Raw genomic sequence first — 15,644 nt, 5'->3', positions numbered from 1 at the left:
AGTGGCGCCTGCCATGCTCAGCCGTCGGTGTGCCCCGGTGCCGGATCGACGACGGGATGGCCCTCGAACTCACCATGACGGCCGGCCCCGGACGAGAATCTCGACGCCCCGGCCGCCGCGCTGTCGCCGAGTGACACCAGCCCGTGCCGGAACTCGTTGAGCAGGGCCTCGTCCTCGCCGAGGGAGTGCTGTTCGAGAACGGAGAACCGGTCGTGCCGCAGGCACGTCTGCGGGAACGCGGCCAGGTCGGCGGCGAGTTCCTGTGCCGCGCGCAGGGCAGTGCCTGCCGGGACCACCCGACTGACCAGACCCATCCGGAGCGCCTCGTCGGCGTCCACCGACCTGCCGGTCAGGATGAGGTCCAGCGCCGGGCCGGTGCCGATCAGCCGCGGCAGGCGCACGGTGCCGCCGTCGATCAGGGGAACGCCCCAACGACGGCAGTACACGCCGAATACGGCGTCGGAATCGGCGACCCGCAGATCCGCCCAGATCGCCAGCTCGAGGCCGCCGGCAACCGCGTGGCCGGACACGGCGGCGATGACCGGTTTGGACAATGTCATGCGCGTGGGCCCCATGGGACCGTCGCCGTCGGCGGCGACCCGGTTACCGTCACCGGCGCTGATGGCCTTGAGATCGGCTCCGGCACAGAATGTCCCGCCTTCTCCGTGGAGGACGGCCACCGCGGCGTCGGGGTCGTCGTCGAAGGCCCGAAAAGCACTGGTCAATGCCTCGGCGGTGCTCCGGTCGACCGCGTTGCGGACCTCCGGCCGGTTGATGCCGATCGTGGTGACCGGCCCGCTCCTGCTGACGCGGACGACGTCGTCTCCCATGGCAGTTCCTCTCCTCGCGGTCGCCGGACGAAATGGCCACCACGCGTGCCCATCATCCAACACCGGTGCGGAACCACGCCTGACTTGCGACGACGACGCTCCTGTCGTTTCGATTCGCAAACGTTCCGCCGCGACGAAGCCGATGTCTGCCACCATGGCGAGAGAGCGACCATGGCAGTCATGGCCGGCGGCCCGGAGGCCGACGATGTCCGGCGACTCGAGGAGCGGTATGCGGCAGGTTCACGCCGGCGATCACGTCGACGGCGGCGAGTACGTCGACATCGCGGGCGCGATGATCTGGCACTTCACCGCCGGCGAACCACACGGTCCACCGACTGTGCTACTTCACGGACTCTTCGCCTCGGCGTCGACATGGGGCACCCAGATCGCCGGGTTCCTCGAGGCCGGTCAGCAGGTCTTCGTCCCCGAACGCACCGGACACGGACACAGCCCCGATGTGCCGGGCGATTTCAGCTGCGAGCAGGTCGCCGAACGCACCATCGCCTACCTCGAGCAGGTCGTCGGACGGTCGGCCAATCTCGTCGGCTGGGCCGACGGCGCCGCGATCGCTCTGCTCGTGGCGCGCGACCGTCCGGATCTGGTGAACCGGCTCGTCTTCGTCGGCGGGTACGTCAACAGCGGGGGCCGGATGGACGCCGAGTTCGTCGACCGGATCGCGCGCCGGGACCCGCTCGCGGTGGACTACCTCCGCGTCCACTACGACGCCACGTCGCCCGACGGTCCTGAGCATTTCGCCGTCATCTACGACAAGACGATCCGCATGCTCGCCGCTGAACCCGAGTACGACATCGCCGAGTTCGCGCACGTCGACGTGCCGACGCTGGTGGTGGTCCCCGACCGCGGGATAGTGCGCCTCGAACACGCACTCGAACTGTCCCGGACGCTTCCGCGCGGACGGCTCGCGGTGATCCCCGGCACCTACATCCTCCCGGTGGAGTCGCCGGAGTTGTTCAACCCGCTGGTCCTGTCGTTCCTGGCCGCCGACCCGCCGTCGGTATGGGAGTTCAGCTGACCGTCCCGGCCCCAGAGCGTCCCGGCCCAGAGCGTCCCGACGCTCGCACCGCAGGGCCGCTCAGGCGGTCTGGCCCGAGTGCACCCGATACCAGGCCTGGCGCCGCAGCGTGTCGGGATCGGCGACGACGCGGTCGGGGTCGTCGATGACCAGGACCTTGCGGTCGGCGGTGGTGTACGCCGGCCAGCCGAGCCCGGGGTCACCGGTTCGGGCGAACCCACCCCAACGACCCTGTACGCCCTGGGTGATTCGGCCGCTGCCGGGCCAGTCCGCGATGGCCAGACCCGCGCCCATCGGGGCGCGGTAGGCGCCGAAGACGCTGAAGAGTTCGGTGGCGTGGGTGGCGCCGAAGCCGGTGACCCCGAGGATCTTGGTCTGGTAGTCGTAGCGGTACACATAGGTCGGCGCGACCGCGCTGTGCCCGTCGGCGAACGCGGTCATCGGCGCCCAGAAGATCGAGTCGCCGGCCAGCCGGATCCGGTCGCGGTCGCCGTCCTCGTAGTGCGAGGCGATCTCGCGCCGGACCTCGTCGTCCTCGACCCTCATCAGGGTCCGTTCGGCGTCGGGCAGGACGTTCCAGAGCTTGGCGAACAGCTTTCCCTCGTCCTTGTTGCTGCCGATCACCAGGGGTACCGGCTGCGTCAGGCCCTCGGTGGCGGCCTTCAGCGGCGAGCGCGGCAGCAGGTCACCGTCGACGACCGGGGCGAACGGGATCGCCCCGCCGGCGGTCTTGGTCGCGAACCGCATCAGCCGGTTACCCGCCTCCAGCAGCAACGCCGGGTTCGGCACGGTGAGCAGTCGTTGCGCCTCGGCCGGATCGACGGGCGGCTCAACGCGGTCCATCGACGTCGCACGACGCTGCGGGTCCCGCAGCAGCCGGACGAACTCGTCGGCATAGACCGTGGCGGCATCCTGCTCGACGATGAGTTCGGGTGCGGGGCTCTGGGCGATCGCATGCTGGTAGAGACCGGCGGTCGAGGGCGCCGACAGCAGTGCGAGCACCGAGGACCCGCCGGCACTCTCGCCGAAGACGGTGACGTTGCCGGGGTCACCGCCGAACGCGGCGATGTTGTCGGCGACCCATCGCAGCGCCGCGATCTGATCGCGCAGACCCACGTTGGTGTCGAACGGGCGGTCGTCGGTCGCGTACTGGCTCAGGTCGAGGAATCCGAAGGGGCCGAACCGGTATTGGATGGTCACCACGACGACGTCCTGCGCGCGGGCGAGGAATGCGCCGTCGTAGAGGGGCGTCGCGGCCGTTCCGAGGATGAAGGCACCGCCGTGGATGAACACCATCACCGGACGCGGCTTCGACGAGGTGACATCCGGTGAGAACACGTTGAGGGTGAGACAGTCCTCGGCCATCGGCGCGAACTTGCCGGGCGCCACCGCGGTGAACCGCTTCTCCTGGATCGCCGCCTTGGCCAGCTTGGTGCAGTCGCGCACGCCGGGCCAGTCGTGGGCCGGTTCCGGGGCGCGGAACCGCCGATGCGCCACGGGCGGCGCGGCAAAGGGAATGCCCCGCCAGCTGATGGTCCCCCTGCGCAGACGCTTGCCGCGTGCGCCCCCGACGACGCCGTTGGCCGTGGTCACCTTACTGTCCAGTAATGCCATGTCCTTCACCGTAGACGAATGGGCCGCCTTCCCGGCGGGAGAACCGTGATCGACACCCGGCACCGATCGTCCGGACCTCCCGGGCGCGCCCGTAGGATGCCCGCATGGACGCCGCCGGCCCGCGCATCGATCTCAACGCCGATCTGGGCGAGGGGCTGGGCGACGACGCGGCGATGCTGACGATCGTGACGAGCGCGAACGTCGCCTGCGGCTTTCATGCGGGCAACCCCGCCGACCTGCTGACGACCTGCCGGGCGGCGGTGGCCGCCGGGGTCCGGATCGGCGCCCAGGTCTCCTACCCCGACCGCAGCGGCTTCGGCCGCCGGTTCATGGAGATGACCACACCGGATCTCGTCGCCGACCTGGTCTACCAGATCGGCGCACTCGACGCTTTGGCCCGATCCGTCGGCGGCGCGGTGACGTATGTGAAACCCCATGGCGCGCTGTACAACACGGTGGTCCATCACATACAGCAGGCCGATGCGGTGGTGACGGCGGTACGTGATGTGAACCCCGGGCTCGCGGTGATGGGACTCGCCGGCTCGCAGGTCCTCGCACGCGCCGAGCGTGCCGGCCTGCCGATCATCACCGAGGCCTTCGCCGACCGCGCCTACACCCCGGAGGGCACGCTGGTCCCCCGCGGCGAGCAGGGCGCGGTGCTCTCCGACAGCGCGGCGATCGCCGGCCGGGTCGTGGAGATGACGACGTCGGGGCGGGTCACCGCCATCGACGGCACGGTGATCGGCGTCGACGCCGAGTCGATCTGCCTGCACGGCGACACCCCGGGGGCGCTCGGACACGCCCGCGCGGTCCGCGAGGCCCTCGCCGAGGCCGGGGTCCTCATCAGAGCGTCCTGAGTACCCCGGACCCTGAGCAGCCCGGGCCCTGATCGTCTGCGCGCGGATCTGCCTACCGGCGGCGCTGGCGGGCGAACTCGGCGAGCACCACGCCGGCCGCGACGGAGGCGTTGAGGCTCTCGACGTCACCGGCCATCGGGATGGACAGGATCGAATCGCAGCTCTCGCGGACGAGCCGGGACAGTCCCTTGCCCTCCGAACCCACCACGATGACCGTGGGTCCGCTGCCGTCGTAGTCGTCGAGGGTGACGTCGCCGTCGGCGTCGAGGCCGACGAGCTGGGCCCCCGATTCGGCCCAATCCTTGAGCGTGCGAGTCAGATTCGTCGCCCGCGCGACCGGGAGCCGAGCCGCGGCGCCGGCGCTCGTCCGCCACGCGACGGCGGTGACGCTGGCACTGCGACGGGCGGGGATCAGCACACCGTGCCCGCCGAACGCGGCCACCGAACGGATCACCGCGCCGAGGTTGCGCGGGTCGGTGATGTTGTCGAGCGCCACCAGCAGCGGCGGGGTGCCGCTCGCCTTGGCCTCGGCCATCAGATCGTCGGGATGGGCGTACTGGTATTCCGGCACCTGCAGGGCGATACCCTGATGTAAACCGTTGGTCGACAAGCGATCCAGCTCCGGCTTGCCCACCTCGAGGATCGAGATGCCCGCGTCGCCGGCCATCCTGACCGCTTCCGCCACACGATCGTCGGGTTCGGAGTTGGTCGCGATGTAGAGCGCGGTCGCCGGGACGCCGGCACGCAGGCATTCCACCACCGGGTTGCGCCCCAACACGTATTCGGGTCCGTCGTCCTTGGCGCGCGGGCCGCCCCGGCCGCCGGCAGGCTTGGTCGTGGCCTTGGCCCGCTTGTGCGCCGCGTGGTACGGCCGGTCGACGGCCTTCGGCGTCGCTCCGCGGGCCTCGAGACCGCGGCGGCGCTGGCCGCCCGACCCGACGGTCTGCCCCTTTTTGGTACCCGACTTGCGGATCGCACCCTTACGCTTGGAATTCCCTGCCATCACGCCTCACCCTTCAATGCCCATTGCGCGCCATCGGGGGTGTCGGTGACCTCGATGCCGGCCTCGGCCAGCCGGTCCCGAACCGCGTCCGCGGTGGCCCAGTCCTTGTCGGCGCGCGCGTCTGCGCGCCGCTGTAGCTCGGCCCGCACCAGCACGTCGAGTGCCGAGGTGGCGGCCGAATCGTCGGTGGCGCCTGCCCACTGGTCGTCCAGCGGGTCGACGCCGAGAATGCCCATCATCGCCCGCACCGAGGAGGCCGCTGCCAGCGCGGCGGCGCCGTCGCCTGCCTCGAGTGCGGTGTTGCCCTGGCGGACCACGTTGTGCACGACCGCAAGAGCCGCAGGCACGCCGAGGTCGTCGTCGAGGGCGGCGGCGAACTCCGCGTCGATGTCGCCGATCACGACGTCGGCGACCCGCGCCGCGACACGCTCGACGAAGGACTCCACGCGCCGGTACCCGGCAGCAGCCTCGGTGAGCGCACCCGGCGAGTACTCCAGCATCGACCGGTAGTGGGCGCTGCCCAGGTAGTAACGCAGTTCCACGGCGCGCACTCGCTGCAGCATCGCCGGGATCGACACGACGTTGCCCAGCGACTTGCTCATCTTCTCGCCACCCATGGTGACCCAGCCGTTGTGTAACCAGTACCGCGCGAACCGATCTCCGGCGCCGTGCGCCTGGGCGATCTCGTTCTCGTGATGCGGGAAGATCAAATCCATTCCACCGCAGTGGATGTCGAACTCAGAACCGAGGAGACTGGTGGCCATCGCCGAGCATTCCAGGTGCCAGCCCGGACGGCCGGGGCCCCACGGGGTCGGCCACGACGGCTCACCCGGCTTGGCCGCCTTCCACAGCGTGAAGTCACGGGGATCGCGCTTGCCGGTACCCGCACTCTCACCCTGGTGCACGTCGTCGAGCCGGTGCCCGGAGAGCGAACCGTAATCGGGCAGGCTGCGGACGTCGAAGTAGACGTTGCCGTCGGCGACGTAGGCGTGACCGCGGTCGATCAGCCGTTCCATGTACTCGACCATCTGGGTGACGAAACCGGTCGCACGCGGTTCCGCCGACGGCGGCAACACACCGAGCGCACGGTAGGCGTCGTCGAAGGCGCGTTCGTGGGTGGCCGCCCACTCCCACCACGGACGTCCCGCCTCGGCGGCCTTCCGGAGGATCTTGTCGTCGATGTCGGTCACGTTGCGCACGAACAACACGTCGAGGCCCTTGTGCGCCAGCCAGCGACGCAGGATGTCGAAGGCGATACCGCTGCGGACGTGACCGATGTGCGGCACCCCCTGGACCGTCGCCCCGCACAGGTACACCGATGCCTGGCCAGGGTGCAGCGGCACGAAGTCGCGCACCTCTCGGGAGTCGGTGTCATACAGGCGCAGGGTCACGACCGGCAATCCTACCGGACCACGACCGAGCCTCTGACCGCCCGCAGCCGCGGCCAGGGCGTTCCCCCCGGCGCCCGACGACCTGCGGACATCAGCGCCGGCCGGACCCGACGACCCGCTCGGTCACCTCGATGACCAGCCTGCTCATCGTCTCCAGGGTCTCGGTCAGCACCGCGACGGCACGCTCGGTGTGCGGATGCCGCACCCGCACGTGGATACCGTCGTCGTCTCGCCAGAACCACCACTGTGCGGTGTCGGTGGACTTGTGGCTCGAGATCTGTTGTGCCCGTACACCGGAGTGCGGCGCGGGGAGGCGCGTGTAGTCCACGTACGACATCATGAAGACGTCGCTGCGACCGGCCCGCAGCCTGTCGCCGAACGCGGCGTACACCGGCGTCAGACCGATCTCCGCGAGCGGCAGGGCCGCCGAGAGCCGGGCGGTGTTGCGGTGCATCGCGGTGAACAGATCGTCGGCCGCGCTGATCCACATCGGCGCGTTGCCCACCGACCACCCGACGCAGCCGGGTCCGGCCCCGGTTCCGGTGGGCACCACGGTGGCCACCTCCTCGGGACCGCCGGCGAGGTTGATCGCCATCGCGGCGCAGGTGAGCACCGCCGGATACGTGCGCCCACCGTGGTCGTGGACCACCGAGCTGAACTCCCGGGCGGCGTCGCCGGAGAGCAGGGTGGCGACCATCGTGTGCATGTCGGCGTCGGCGCCCTCCGGCACACCGAGATCGAGGGGGAACTCCGGGACCGTCCACCCGGTGGAGGCGAGGAACTGCGCCCAGCCGTCGAGCCGGGGGTCGTCGGCCGTCACCGAGGCCTCCCTGTCGGCGACCCGGCACAAGGCGTCCAGGCCCGACGCCGCGGGCGCGAGGCCGCGGCCGCCCAAGAGCTCGCAGATCTCGTTCGACAGCAGCGCCAGGGATCGGGCGTCGACATAGCAGTGGTCGAATCCGCAGACCAGTGTCGTACTCGCGGGCCGGATGACCGCGGCGAGGTAGTGCGGCATCGGTTCGAACGGATTGCAGGTCGCGGTGATGTCCGCGGTCAGCTTCGCGGCGAACGCATCGGCCCGCAGGCCCGCGTCGGCCTCGCGGCCTTCCTCCTTGACGTCCACCCCGGCGTGCAGGAGACGCTGGTACCCCGCCTCGGTGCGTACGTAGTGGCTGCGCAGCACATCGTGCCGCGCGATGACGGTCGCCGCGACCTCGCCGAGGAGGTCGTGGTCGAGCTTCTCCGGGAAGTCCAGCGTCAGGGCGATCCAGCCCGGCTGCCCCTGCGACACCGAATCCAGGTGGAAGCGTTCGTTCTCCGACACCGGGGCGATCGCGCGTGCCGCGCAACCGCCCGGGACCGGCCGCCACCGGACGAGTTCACCCGGCTCGACCTGCCAGGCCTCTGAGCTCGAGAGCTTCATCGGGCACTCCTCGCATCTCTCGCGTAATCGGTCAGGATGGCCCCGACACGTGCCAGGTGTTCGACGATCGACGCACGGGCCACCTCGTTGTCCGGGACGTGCGACCGCACGACGAGGCCTGCCTCGGTCCGCGTGAACCAGAGGTTCGCGTTCCGCGTGGCGCCCACGCCGCTGAATGTCTGCATGGCCGGCAGGGCGGGGTCGTCACCGACCGGCAACCGCCCGAGATCGGTGTAGGACACCATGTACGGACTGCCGTCGAGTCCGCGGAAGACACCTTCGGCGGCCAGCTTCGCCAGCACGGCGTGCGCGGGCACCGTGGCGGCGCGGCGGGCGACCCGCACGCTGTCGGTGGCAGCTCGCACCAGATCGTCGAATGAGGCGTCCCCGCAGTCCGGGACGGCCACGACGATGGGCGCGAAGTTGCACAGCCAGCCCTGCGTCCACTGGTGGCCGGATCCACGTGTGGCCAGCACCGTGGACACGAAGAACTGCGATTCGCCGGTGAGCTCACGATGCCGGGTGGCCAGCGCCGCATACAGAAGACCCGCGAAACTCCCCCCGTCGGAGGCGATCCGGTTGTCGCAGGCGGCGAGCATCGCCGGATCGAGGAGCCACTGCTCGAGCGCGACCCCCGGTTGCGGGTTCTCGTCGGTCAACCCGAGCTCCAGCGGGCAGCGGGGTGCACGACCGTCGTTGGCCACCAACGCATTCCGCCATACGTCGAGGCGTTGGTCGGCGGAATCCAGCGCCGCCGCGGCGGCGCGTTCGTCGAGTACCGCCTCGCCGAATGTTCCCGCAGGCGCCAGTTCGGCGGTTTCGCCCGCGGCGTGCGCCCGGTACAGGGTGGCGATCTCGATCAGCGCGAGCGCCGAGGAGTACCCGTCACCGTGAGCATGATCGGTGGCGACGAAGAAGGTGAATCCGTCGTCGGCCGTGGCTGCACCCCACCATGAACCCGGGATCAGTTCTGCCCGAGCCGATTCCGACGCCCGACGGCCCACGAACGCACCGAGTTCGGCGTCGCCGACGACAACCGGCGTGCGGTCGGCGACGACGATCTCGAAGCATTCGGGCGGCGCCACCCACCGCTCCGGCCCGGTGGGGCCCGCCCGATAGTGGGCACGCAGCTCCTCGTGGCGACGGACGAAGTCGGTGAGCGCCCGGCTCATCGCCTCCTGATCGAGAGGAACATCGAATCGTGTTGCAGCCGTTAGGAAACCGGTATGGTCCTCCCCACGGGTCCGCTTGTCCGCCATCGTCGCGAGATGGTCGGACTGCAGAAACGACACTCCCTCGCCCCACCGGTGGGATGCACCGGCGACACGCTCGGCGTCGCGCAGCTCCCATTCGACGATCCGCCCACCGACCAGGTGCGGACGGAGCCGGGGGGTCAGCGCCCCGGGCTCACCGAACCCGGGTGCGGAGGGCGTGAACTGCAGGGTACGGGTCATCAGTCGCCGAAAGCTGCGGACGAGCCCCCGGTCAGTCCTGCGATCGGCATTCCCGAGGCCACCGAATCCGCCGGGCGGTAGGTGTACTCGCAGTCGCCGTCGGCGACGACCGTGTTCAGGATCGCATGGAAGGTCGAGAGAAACACCTCCACCGCGGGCGCCATCTCACCGGACGGGAAACGCGCGGACACGTTGACGCCGTTCGGGATGCGGTTGATCCAGAAATACACCTCGTCGGCGTCCCGCGTTGCGCTGCGCAGAACCCGGGCCTGACGCGGCGACCACTGGGCCGCACCTTCGGCGTGACGCAGGTCGATGTAGGACACCACGAATCCCGGCGGTGTCACGTCGCCGCCGATGAGTTCGGCGACGGGCGCGAACGGGGCCGCTCCCACGTCCTTGTACTGGGCCGTGGTGGACGCGACGGTCGTCAGCGCGTCGGTGAACTTCAGCGGCCGCCCGGGGCGGATCGCGACCGGGATGATCCCGACGAACCATCCCACGGCCTCGCCCCACTCGATGGCGTTGCGGGTGTGGACCGGGCCGATGAACCGCAGGTCGGCGCTGCCGGTCAGGGCCGCCGACGTCATCGACAGCGCGGTGTAGATACCGGCCGTCATCGACGAACCCGCACTCTTGCACACCGCCTCGAAACGCTTGGTGTCCGCGGCGTCGAGCAACCAATGCGACAGCGTCGTCTGGAAACCGTTCTCCGGCTCACGATTCGGCGTGATCGTGCGCGGCGCACCGGCCGGGACGTCGAACCGGGGAAAACGCGGGATGGGTTCGGGCTGCACGTCGGTCGCGGTGTCGTCGAAGAAGTTGCGCCACTGGCTGACCGCGACGTTGTTGGCGTCGATCTGCGCGCCCAGTCGACGCTCTGCGTCACTGAAGTCCAGGTAGCTGCCGAATTCGGCCAGGCCGTGCGGCGCGTCGGCGACCTCGGCGTCGTAGAGCGCGGTGAGCTCGCGGATCGCGAAAACCTGGGTATAGGCGTCCATCACGGTGTGGTCGGCGGCGAACACCACAAGGAAGCCGTCCTCGTCGCCGGGCGGCTCGATGGTGACCGCGACGCAATGGGGCCAGCTCAGCGGGGTGATCGTGCGGTTGAAGTAGTCGGTGACGAGCTCGGCCACCTCGTCAGCCGGGAGGTCGGACCCGAATGCGTTCTCGCGCACCGAGACCGCGTCGGCTGCGACGGTGATCCGGGTCAGGTCGCCCTGCGGATGGAGCGGTTCGTGGACTCGGACCGAGGTACGGAAGGCCTCGTGGCGGCGGTACCACGCGATGATCGTGCGGGCGAACGCATCGCGATCGAGCGGGCGCTCGATGCGGAACGCGGTGCCGATCCACTGGCTGTGCCAGTCGGCCCCCTCCCGAACCGCCCGGCGGGCGTGCTCGAGATGCATATACGACAACTGTCGAGAATCGGTCTGCCATTCGGCTGCGTCGACCGCGGGCTCCCACGCGGTCACAGTGCCGCCGGGCATCGAATATTCGGTCAGCTCAGTGTATTCCATCACAACCTCCCGTGTTCACACACGTACCGGCCCCCGACAGATGGTCTTGCTCGGCCCCTCCCCTGAGGCCTGACGCGTCAGCGTCGCGGATGATGCCTACGCCGGCCGACGCCGGCGCGGACACACCCGTTCGACATCGAAGGCGTCTCCCGGCCCGGGGAATCCGGGCGATCGGCGAATCGTCTCTGGTGTCATTGATCACAGGCCCCGATCCGCACCGCGATGCCGGCGGACCGCTGGTGTGATGCGTCTCTCTTCGGCGGGACTGCCCACCCGATCGCCGGACCCGACGCCCGCGGCGTCTCGGCCCCGGCTCTGACATGAGGCCAGAAGCGTTGTCGTGCGCATCTTTACGCGGCGATCTGTATTGCGGCGGGTAGCACCCGTCATCCGTCGCGTCCTTTCGGATTCTGCAGGAAGAATGTGGTCGATGGAGAAGAGTCGTGACAAGGATCTTCGGGCCCACCGGTCCAGCGGTCCTTCACAATGGTCACGACAGTAACCCGATTCGGCTGCAATTGATAGTTCAGCGAGCGAAATAAATGTTCGCAAGTGGCCGTCGAACGATCAGCGGAAACAATGGTCGAGGACTTATTTGTCTTCGCAACGGTGCCGAGGCTCGTCGATCGGCGCCCACCGCGGCCCCTCCGGTATGGTTTGCACGTCTTCGCGCTCCGCGCGGCCTCGGAGGTCCGCGGCGTGAACGCTCGTCCACAGGTCACCGACCCCATCGGTATGCACGAACGGTAGGTGCACATGAACTTCGGATCCCTCGTCCGCCACGCCCCCGGCGTGGCCCAGGACGCCACCGTCGACCGGCTCACCGCCGACGACGACCTCTTCGTCCGCATGGACGTCATTCTCGGTCTCCCCGTCGTGAACCAGACGCTGTGGAGGTTTCCGGGCACCACCGACGTCGACGCCATCGCATCGCTCGCCGAGAAGCTGCGCCACGGCCGCCTGAGCAGGCTCGTCGCGAGGCACCGCGGGCCCGGCCGCGCGTACTGGCGGTACACCCCCGATGCCGGCGATCTCTCCGTGCAGACCGACCCCGTCCCGGTGGGTGAAGAAGAGGCGTGGGGGCGCGCGCAGGCCGACGCCCCACTCGACGTCGTCAACGGGCCGGCGTGGCGACTCGCCGTCGCCCGGACCGCGGATGACAGCTCCGTGCTGGTCTCGCTGATCATCTCCCACGTCATAGCCGACGGCGGTACGGGCGCGGTCGCGGTCATCGAGGCCGTCCACGGTCTCGACTACGCCCCGGGCGCCACGCCCGGCCTCGTCGACAACGTCCGCGACGCGGCGGATCTGCTGTGGACGGCCGGCAGGACGGCCTTCGGCATGTGGCGGGCCGGGCGAGCCGGACCGCCGGCCTCACCGGTCCGCGTCACCGCCGGCACCCTCCCGACGACCGACCTGTCCGCCGCCGAGACCGCACCCAACGTCACCGTCCTGATCCCGCTCGCGGACTACACCGCCGCCGCGACGGCGCGCGGCGGCACCGACAACAGCCTCTTCGCCGCCCTGATGGTGGGGATCCTCGAGCGCTGCGGCCGCGTGTCCGCCGGCGACGTGGTACCGGTGTCGCTGCCCGTGTCGTCCCGCACGCTCGACGACCGGCGGGCCAATGCGACGTCGGGGGCCACCGCCTTCGTCGAGGTACTGCCCGGACGCTACGACGACCTCACCGATGTGCGCGTCGCCTGCAAGGATGCCTATGGCCGGCTGTCCGCCAACTCCGGTGCGGTCGCCCAGCGCGCCGTGGTCCTGCAGGCGCTGAGCGATTCGGTCACCCGCCGCCTCACCGCCAACGTGACCACCCCGCTGTGCCTGGCGTCGAATGTCGGACAGGTGCCCGACGAGTTCGCCACGCTCGGCACCGAACAGCGTGCGGCCGTGTCGATCCGGGCGATCACCGCAACCAAGGACCTCACCCGGCTGCGTGACCGCAAGGGCGGCATCAGCGGATGGTTCGCGATCAACGCCGACCACGTCATGTTCAGTATCAGTTCACTGGATCCGGTGCGCCTCCCCGACGTCGCCGCTGTCCGCACCCTTGTCGACGACGAGCTCGCCGCGTGGGGACTGCGCGGAACGTCCTGGGGCGCATGAGGTTCGCGTTCGCCGTCCACGGCAGCCGAGGGGACATACAGCCGGCGGTCGCGATCGGTGCCGAGCTCGCCCGCCGAGGGCATGAGGTCCGGTTCGCGGTCCCCGAGGATCTGGTCGACCTGACCGCCGCGACCGGTCTGCCGACCCGGACGCTGGCGCCGTCGACCGCCGAACTCCTGGCCAGTCCGTTGGTGAAGGAGCGGTTGAAGTCCAAGAATCCGCGGGTTCGACTGCGGGCACTCGGGGAGGTCTCCGAGCACGGACGCGCGACGTCGGAGCAGGTGATGGGTGAGCTCGCCGACATCTCCGACCTTCTCGTCACCGGACCCCTGGCACAGGACCGGGCGGACGCGATCGCGCAGAGTCGCGGAATCGCTTTCGTGCCTCTGCATTACTGCCCGCTCCGCCCCAACACGAGCCTCGACGTCCGCTACCGCACTTACCCGCGCCCGGTCTCCCGGGCGATGTGGCGGCTGGCCGATCAGACGTACTGGATGACGGTGCGCGGCGCGGACCGCAGGTTGCGCGACGAACTCGGGCTCCCGCCGGTGAAGGGCCCGCTCGGCGGCCGGCTCCGAGGCCGCGGTGTGCCCGAGATCCAGGCCTACGACGCGGCACTCTTCCCCGGTCTCGCCCGGGACTGGGGTTCTCAACGTCCCCTCGTCGGATTCCTGTTGCCCGACAAAGATGTTCGCGAGGCAATGACTGTGGGCGGTGACTCGACGCAGCAGGCCACCGACTGGGCCATCGCCGACGAGCCGCCCGTCTACGTCGGCTTCGGCAGCATGAAGATCACCGGCGAGCAGATCAACGGCATCGTGTCGGCCCTGCTCGACCGCGGTCTGCGGGTCATCGGGCACACCGATCACGCACTACCCGGTCATGATCGGCTGCTGCACATCGACACCCCCGTCGACCACGAGGCCCTGCTGCCCCGTTGTCGCGGGGCGGTGCACCACGGTGGTGCGGGCACGACCGCGGCCGCGACCCGCGCGGGCATCCCCTCGGTGATCGCCTGGCTCAGCGCCGACCAGCCGATGTGGGCGGCGGCCCTTCGTAAAGCGGGTGCGGGAGCGGGCAATCGGCTCACACGGTTCTCACCGTCGGATCTGGACCCGCTCACCGACCCCGCGGTCGCGACGAATGCCGCGCGTCTCGCCGGACAACTCACGCCGCCCGCCGAAGCGGTCGACCGGGCCTGCGAGATCCTTCTGGGCGCCTGCGCGTCGAGCTAGGAGGCGGCGGCGAGAAGTGCGGTCGCCACCGCCGCGATTCCCTCGCCGCGGCCGGTCATGCCGAGTCCGTCGGTGGTGGTCGCCGACACCGAGACCGGCCCGCCGAGCGCGTCGGAGAGGACTTTCTGCGCCTCGGCACGACGCGGCCCGATCTTGGGCCGGTTGCCGACGACCTGCACCGCGGCATTGACCAGCTGCAGCCCCTCGGCCTCGAGGAGTGTCCGTACGTGTTCGAGCATCGCAACCCCGGAGACGCCCGCCCATTCGGGTCGCCCGGTGCCGAACACCGAACCGACGTCGCCGAGTCCGGCGGCGGAGAGAACCGCGTCGCACAGCGCGTGGGCGCCGACGTCACCGTCGGAGTGACCTTCGCAGCCGGGTTGGTCGGGAAAGTGCAGACCCACCATCCAGCACTCGGCGGACGCGTCGATGCGGTGGGCGTCGGTACCGATCCCGACCCTCATCGTCGGCCCACGATGCTGCGCACGATGCGTAGGTCCCACGGTGTGGTGATCTTCATGGCGAGGGGGTCTCCCGGGACGATGTGGACGTCGATACCGCATCGCTCGGCCAGGCCGGCGTCGTCGGTCGCGAGACCGGAGTCGTCGGCATGTGCACGCAGAAGCGCATCGCGGGTGAACCCCTGCGGGGTCTGGACGGCGCGCAGCTGATCGCGGTCGACGGTCCTCGACACACGTTCGAGGCCACCGTCGTCCGGTGTGACCTGCTTGAGCGTGTCGACGACCGGTATCCCCGGCACCACAGCGGGATGACCGGCGAGCACGGCGTCGACGACGCAGGTGAAGACAGAAGCGGGGGTGAGCGGCCGGGCGGCGTCGTGCACGAGGATGACCTCGGCAGCTCCCGCGGCGGCGATACCGGCGCGGACCGAATCCGCTCGATGAGCCCCGCCGGCCACCACCGTCACCTCGGGCAGCAGAAAACGGGTCCGGGCGACCATGTCGGCGGGCACCACGACGACGATCGACGCCCCGAGAGACTCAGGGACATTGTCGACGCAACGTTCGATGATGCTCCGACCACAGAGGTCGACGAACGCTTTGGGGACCGGCTCGCCGAGTCGGGTGCCCGACCCGGCAGCCGGAATGATGACACAGACATCTGCGCCGGAATTCTCCGGCGTAGTGGTCACTGATGATTCCTGATCCAGG

The 15,644-nt window shown here is 69.9% G+C and carries 13 protein-coding genes; 4 read left to right on the top strand and 9 right to left on the bottom strand.

The features are described 5' to 3' along the window. Nucleotides 1-17: 17 nt before the first annotated feature. Nucleotides 18-830 carry a crotonase/enoyl-CoA hydratase family protein gene (locus H1R19_RS04355; protein WP_219850655.1) on the bottom strand — a complete coding sequence of 271 codons (813 nt, stop codon included), beginning with the start codon at nt 828-830 and terminating at the stop codon, nt 18-20. Between the two features lie 229 nt (nt 831-1,059). On the opposite strand from H1R19_RS04355, the gene H1R19_RS04350 reads away from it, so the two are divergent. Beyond that, nucleotides 1,060-1,863, top strand: a complete 804-nt coding sequence (locus H1R19_RS04350; RefSeq protein WP_188329597.1) for an alpha/beta fold hydrolase — start codon at nt 1,060-1,062, stop codon at nt 1,861-1,863. A gap of 60 nt (nt 1,864-1,923) precedes the next feature. Here H1R19_RS04350 and H1R19_RS04345 read toward each other — a convergent pair whose 3' ends face one another. After that, nucleotides 1,924-3,477 (bottom strand): carboxylesterase/lipase family protein, encoded by a 1,554-nt coding sequence (locus tag H1R19_RS04345; protein ID WP_188329596.1) that lies wholly within the window; start codon nt 3,475-3,477, stop codon nt 1,924-1,926. A 104-nt stretch (nt 3,478-3,581) separates the two neighbouring features. On the opposite strand from H1R19_RS04345, the gene H1R19_RS04340 reads away from it, so the two are divergent. Further along, nucleotides 3,582-4,334 carry a LamB/YcsF family protein gene (locus H1R19_RS04340; protein ID WP_188329595.1) on the top strand — a complete coding sequence of 251 codons (753 nt, stop codon included), beginning with the start codon at nt 3,582-3,584 and terminating at the stop codon, nt 4,332-4,334. Between the two features lie 52 nt (nt 4,335-4,386). On the opposite strand, the gene rlmB is transcribed toward H1R19_RS04340, so the two are convergent. The 5 genes from rlmB to H1R19_RS04315 form a co-directional block, all read right to left on the bottom strand. After that, nucleotides 4,387-5,337, bottom strand: coding sequence for a 23S rRNA (guanosine(2251)-2'-O)-methyltransferase RlmB (rlmB, locus tag H1R19_RS04335; RefSeq protein ID WP_188329594.1), 951 nt, complete (start codon nt 5,335-5,337; stop codon nt 4,387-4,389). Next, nucleotides 5,337-6,728: a cysteine--tRNA ligase gene (cysS, locus tag H1R19_RS04330; RefSeq protein ID WP_188329593.1), complete on the bottom strand. Its 1,392-nt coding sequence runs from the start codon at nt 6,726-6,728 to the stop codon at nt 5,337-5,339. Before cysS ends, rlmB begins: the two co-directional genes overlap by 1 nt. A gap of 91 nt (nt 6,729-6,819) precedes the next feature. Next, on the bottom strand, nt 6,820-8,151 hold the full coding sequence (locus tag H1R19_RS04325; protein ID WP_188329592.1) for a condensation domain-containing protein: 1,332 nt from the start codon (nt 8,149-8,151) through the stop codon (nt 6,820-6,822). Further along, nucleotides 8,148-9,605, bottom strand: a complete 1,458-nt coding sequence (locus H1R19_RS04320) for a condensation domain-containing protein (RefSeq protein WP_188329591.1) — start codon at nt 9,603-9,605, stop codon at nt 8,148-8,150. The genes H1R19_RS04325 and H1R19_RS04320 overlap by 4 nt, the downstream gene beginning before the upstream one ends. Next, nucleotides 9,605-11,125, bottom strand: a complete 1,521-nt coding sequence (locus tag H1R19_RS04315) for a condensation domain-containing protein (RefSeq protein ID WP_219850654.1) — start codon at nt 11,123-11,125, stop codon at nt 9,605-9,607. The genes H1R19_RS04320 and H1R19_RS04315 overlap by 1 nt, the downstream gene beginning before the upstream one ends. Before the next feature lie 756 nt (nt 11,126-11,881). Here H1R19_RS04315 and H1R19_RS04310 point away from each other — a divergent pair. Then, a complete protein-coding gene (locus H1R19_RS04310; protein ID WP_219850653.1) occupies nt 11,882-13,237 on the top strand; it encodes a condensation domain-containing protein in 1,356 nt (451 codons plus the stop codon). Continuing rightward, nucleotides 13,234-14,472 carry a nucleotide disphospho-sugar-binding domain-containing protein gene (locus H1R19_RS04305; RefSeq protein WP_219850652.1) on the top strand — a complete coding sequence of 413 codons (1,239 nt, stop codon included), beginning with the start codon at nt 13,234-13,236 and terminating at the stop codon, nt 14,470-14,472. Before H1R19_RS04310 ends, H1R19_RS04305 begins: the two co-directional genes overlap by 4 nt. On the opposite strand, the gene ispF is transcribed toward H1R19_RS04305, so the two are convergent. Both ispF and ispD read right to left on the bottom strand, forming a co-directional pair. Further along, a complete protein-coding gene (gene ispF, locus H1R19_RS04300; protein ID WP_219850651.1) occupies nt 14,469-14,936 on the bottom strand; it encodes a 2-C-methyl-D-erythritol 2,4-cyclodiphosphate synthase in 468 nt (155 codons plus the stop codon). The two genes, H1R19_RS04305 and ispF, sit on opposite strands and share 4 nt — an antisense overlap. Then, nucleotides 14,933-15,625 (bottom strand): 2-C-methyl-D-erythritol 4-phosphate cytidylyltransferase, encoded by a 693-nt coding sequence (gene ispD, locus H1R19_RS04295; RefSeq protein WP_219850650.1) that lies wholly within the window; start codon nt 15,623-15,625, stop codon nt 14,933-14,935. The genes ispF and ispD overlap by 4 nt, the downstream gene beginning before the upstream one ends. Between the last annotated feature and the right edge of the window lie 19 nt (nt 15,626-15,644).

The organism is Gordonia jinghuaiqii (genome assembly GCF_014041935.1).
Lineage (GTDB): Bacteria > Actinomycetota > Actinomycetes > Mycobacteriales > Mycobacteriaceae > Gordonia > Gordonia jinghuaiqii.
This window is presented reverse-complemented; position numbering and strand designations above follow the sequence as displayed.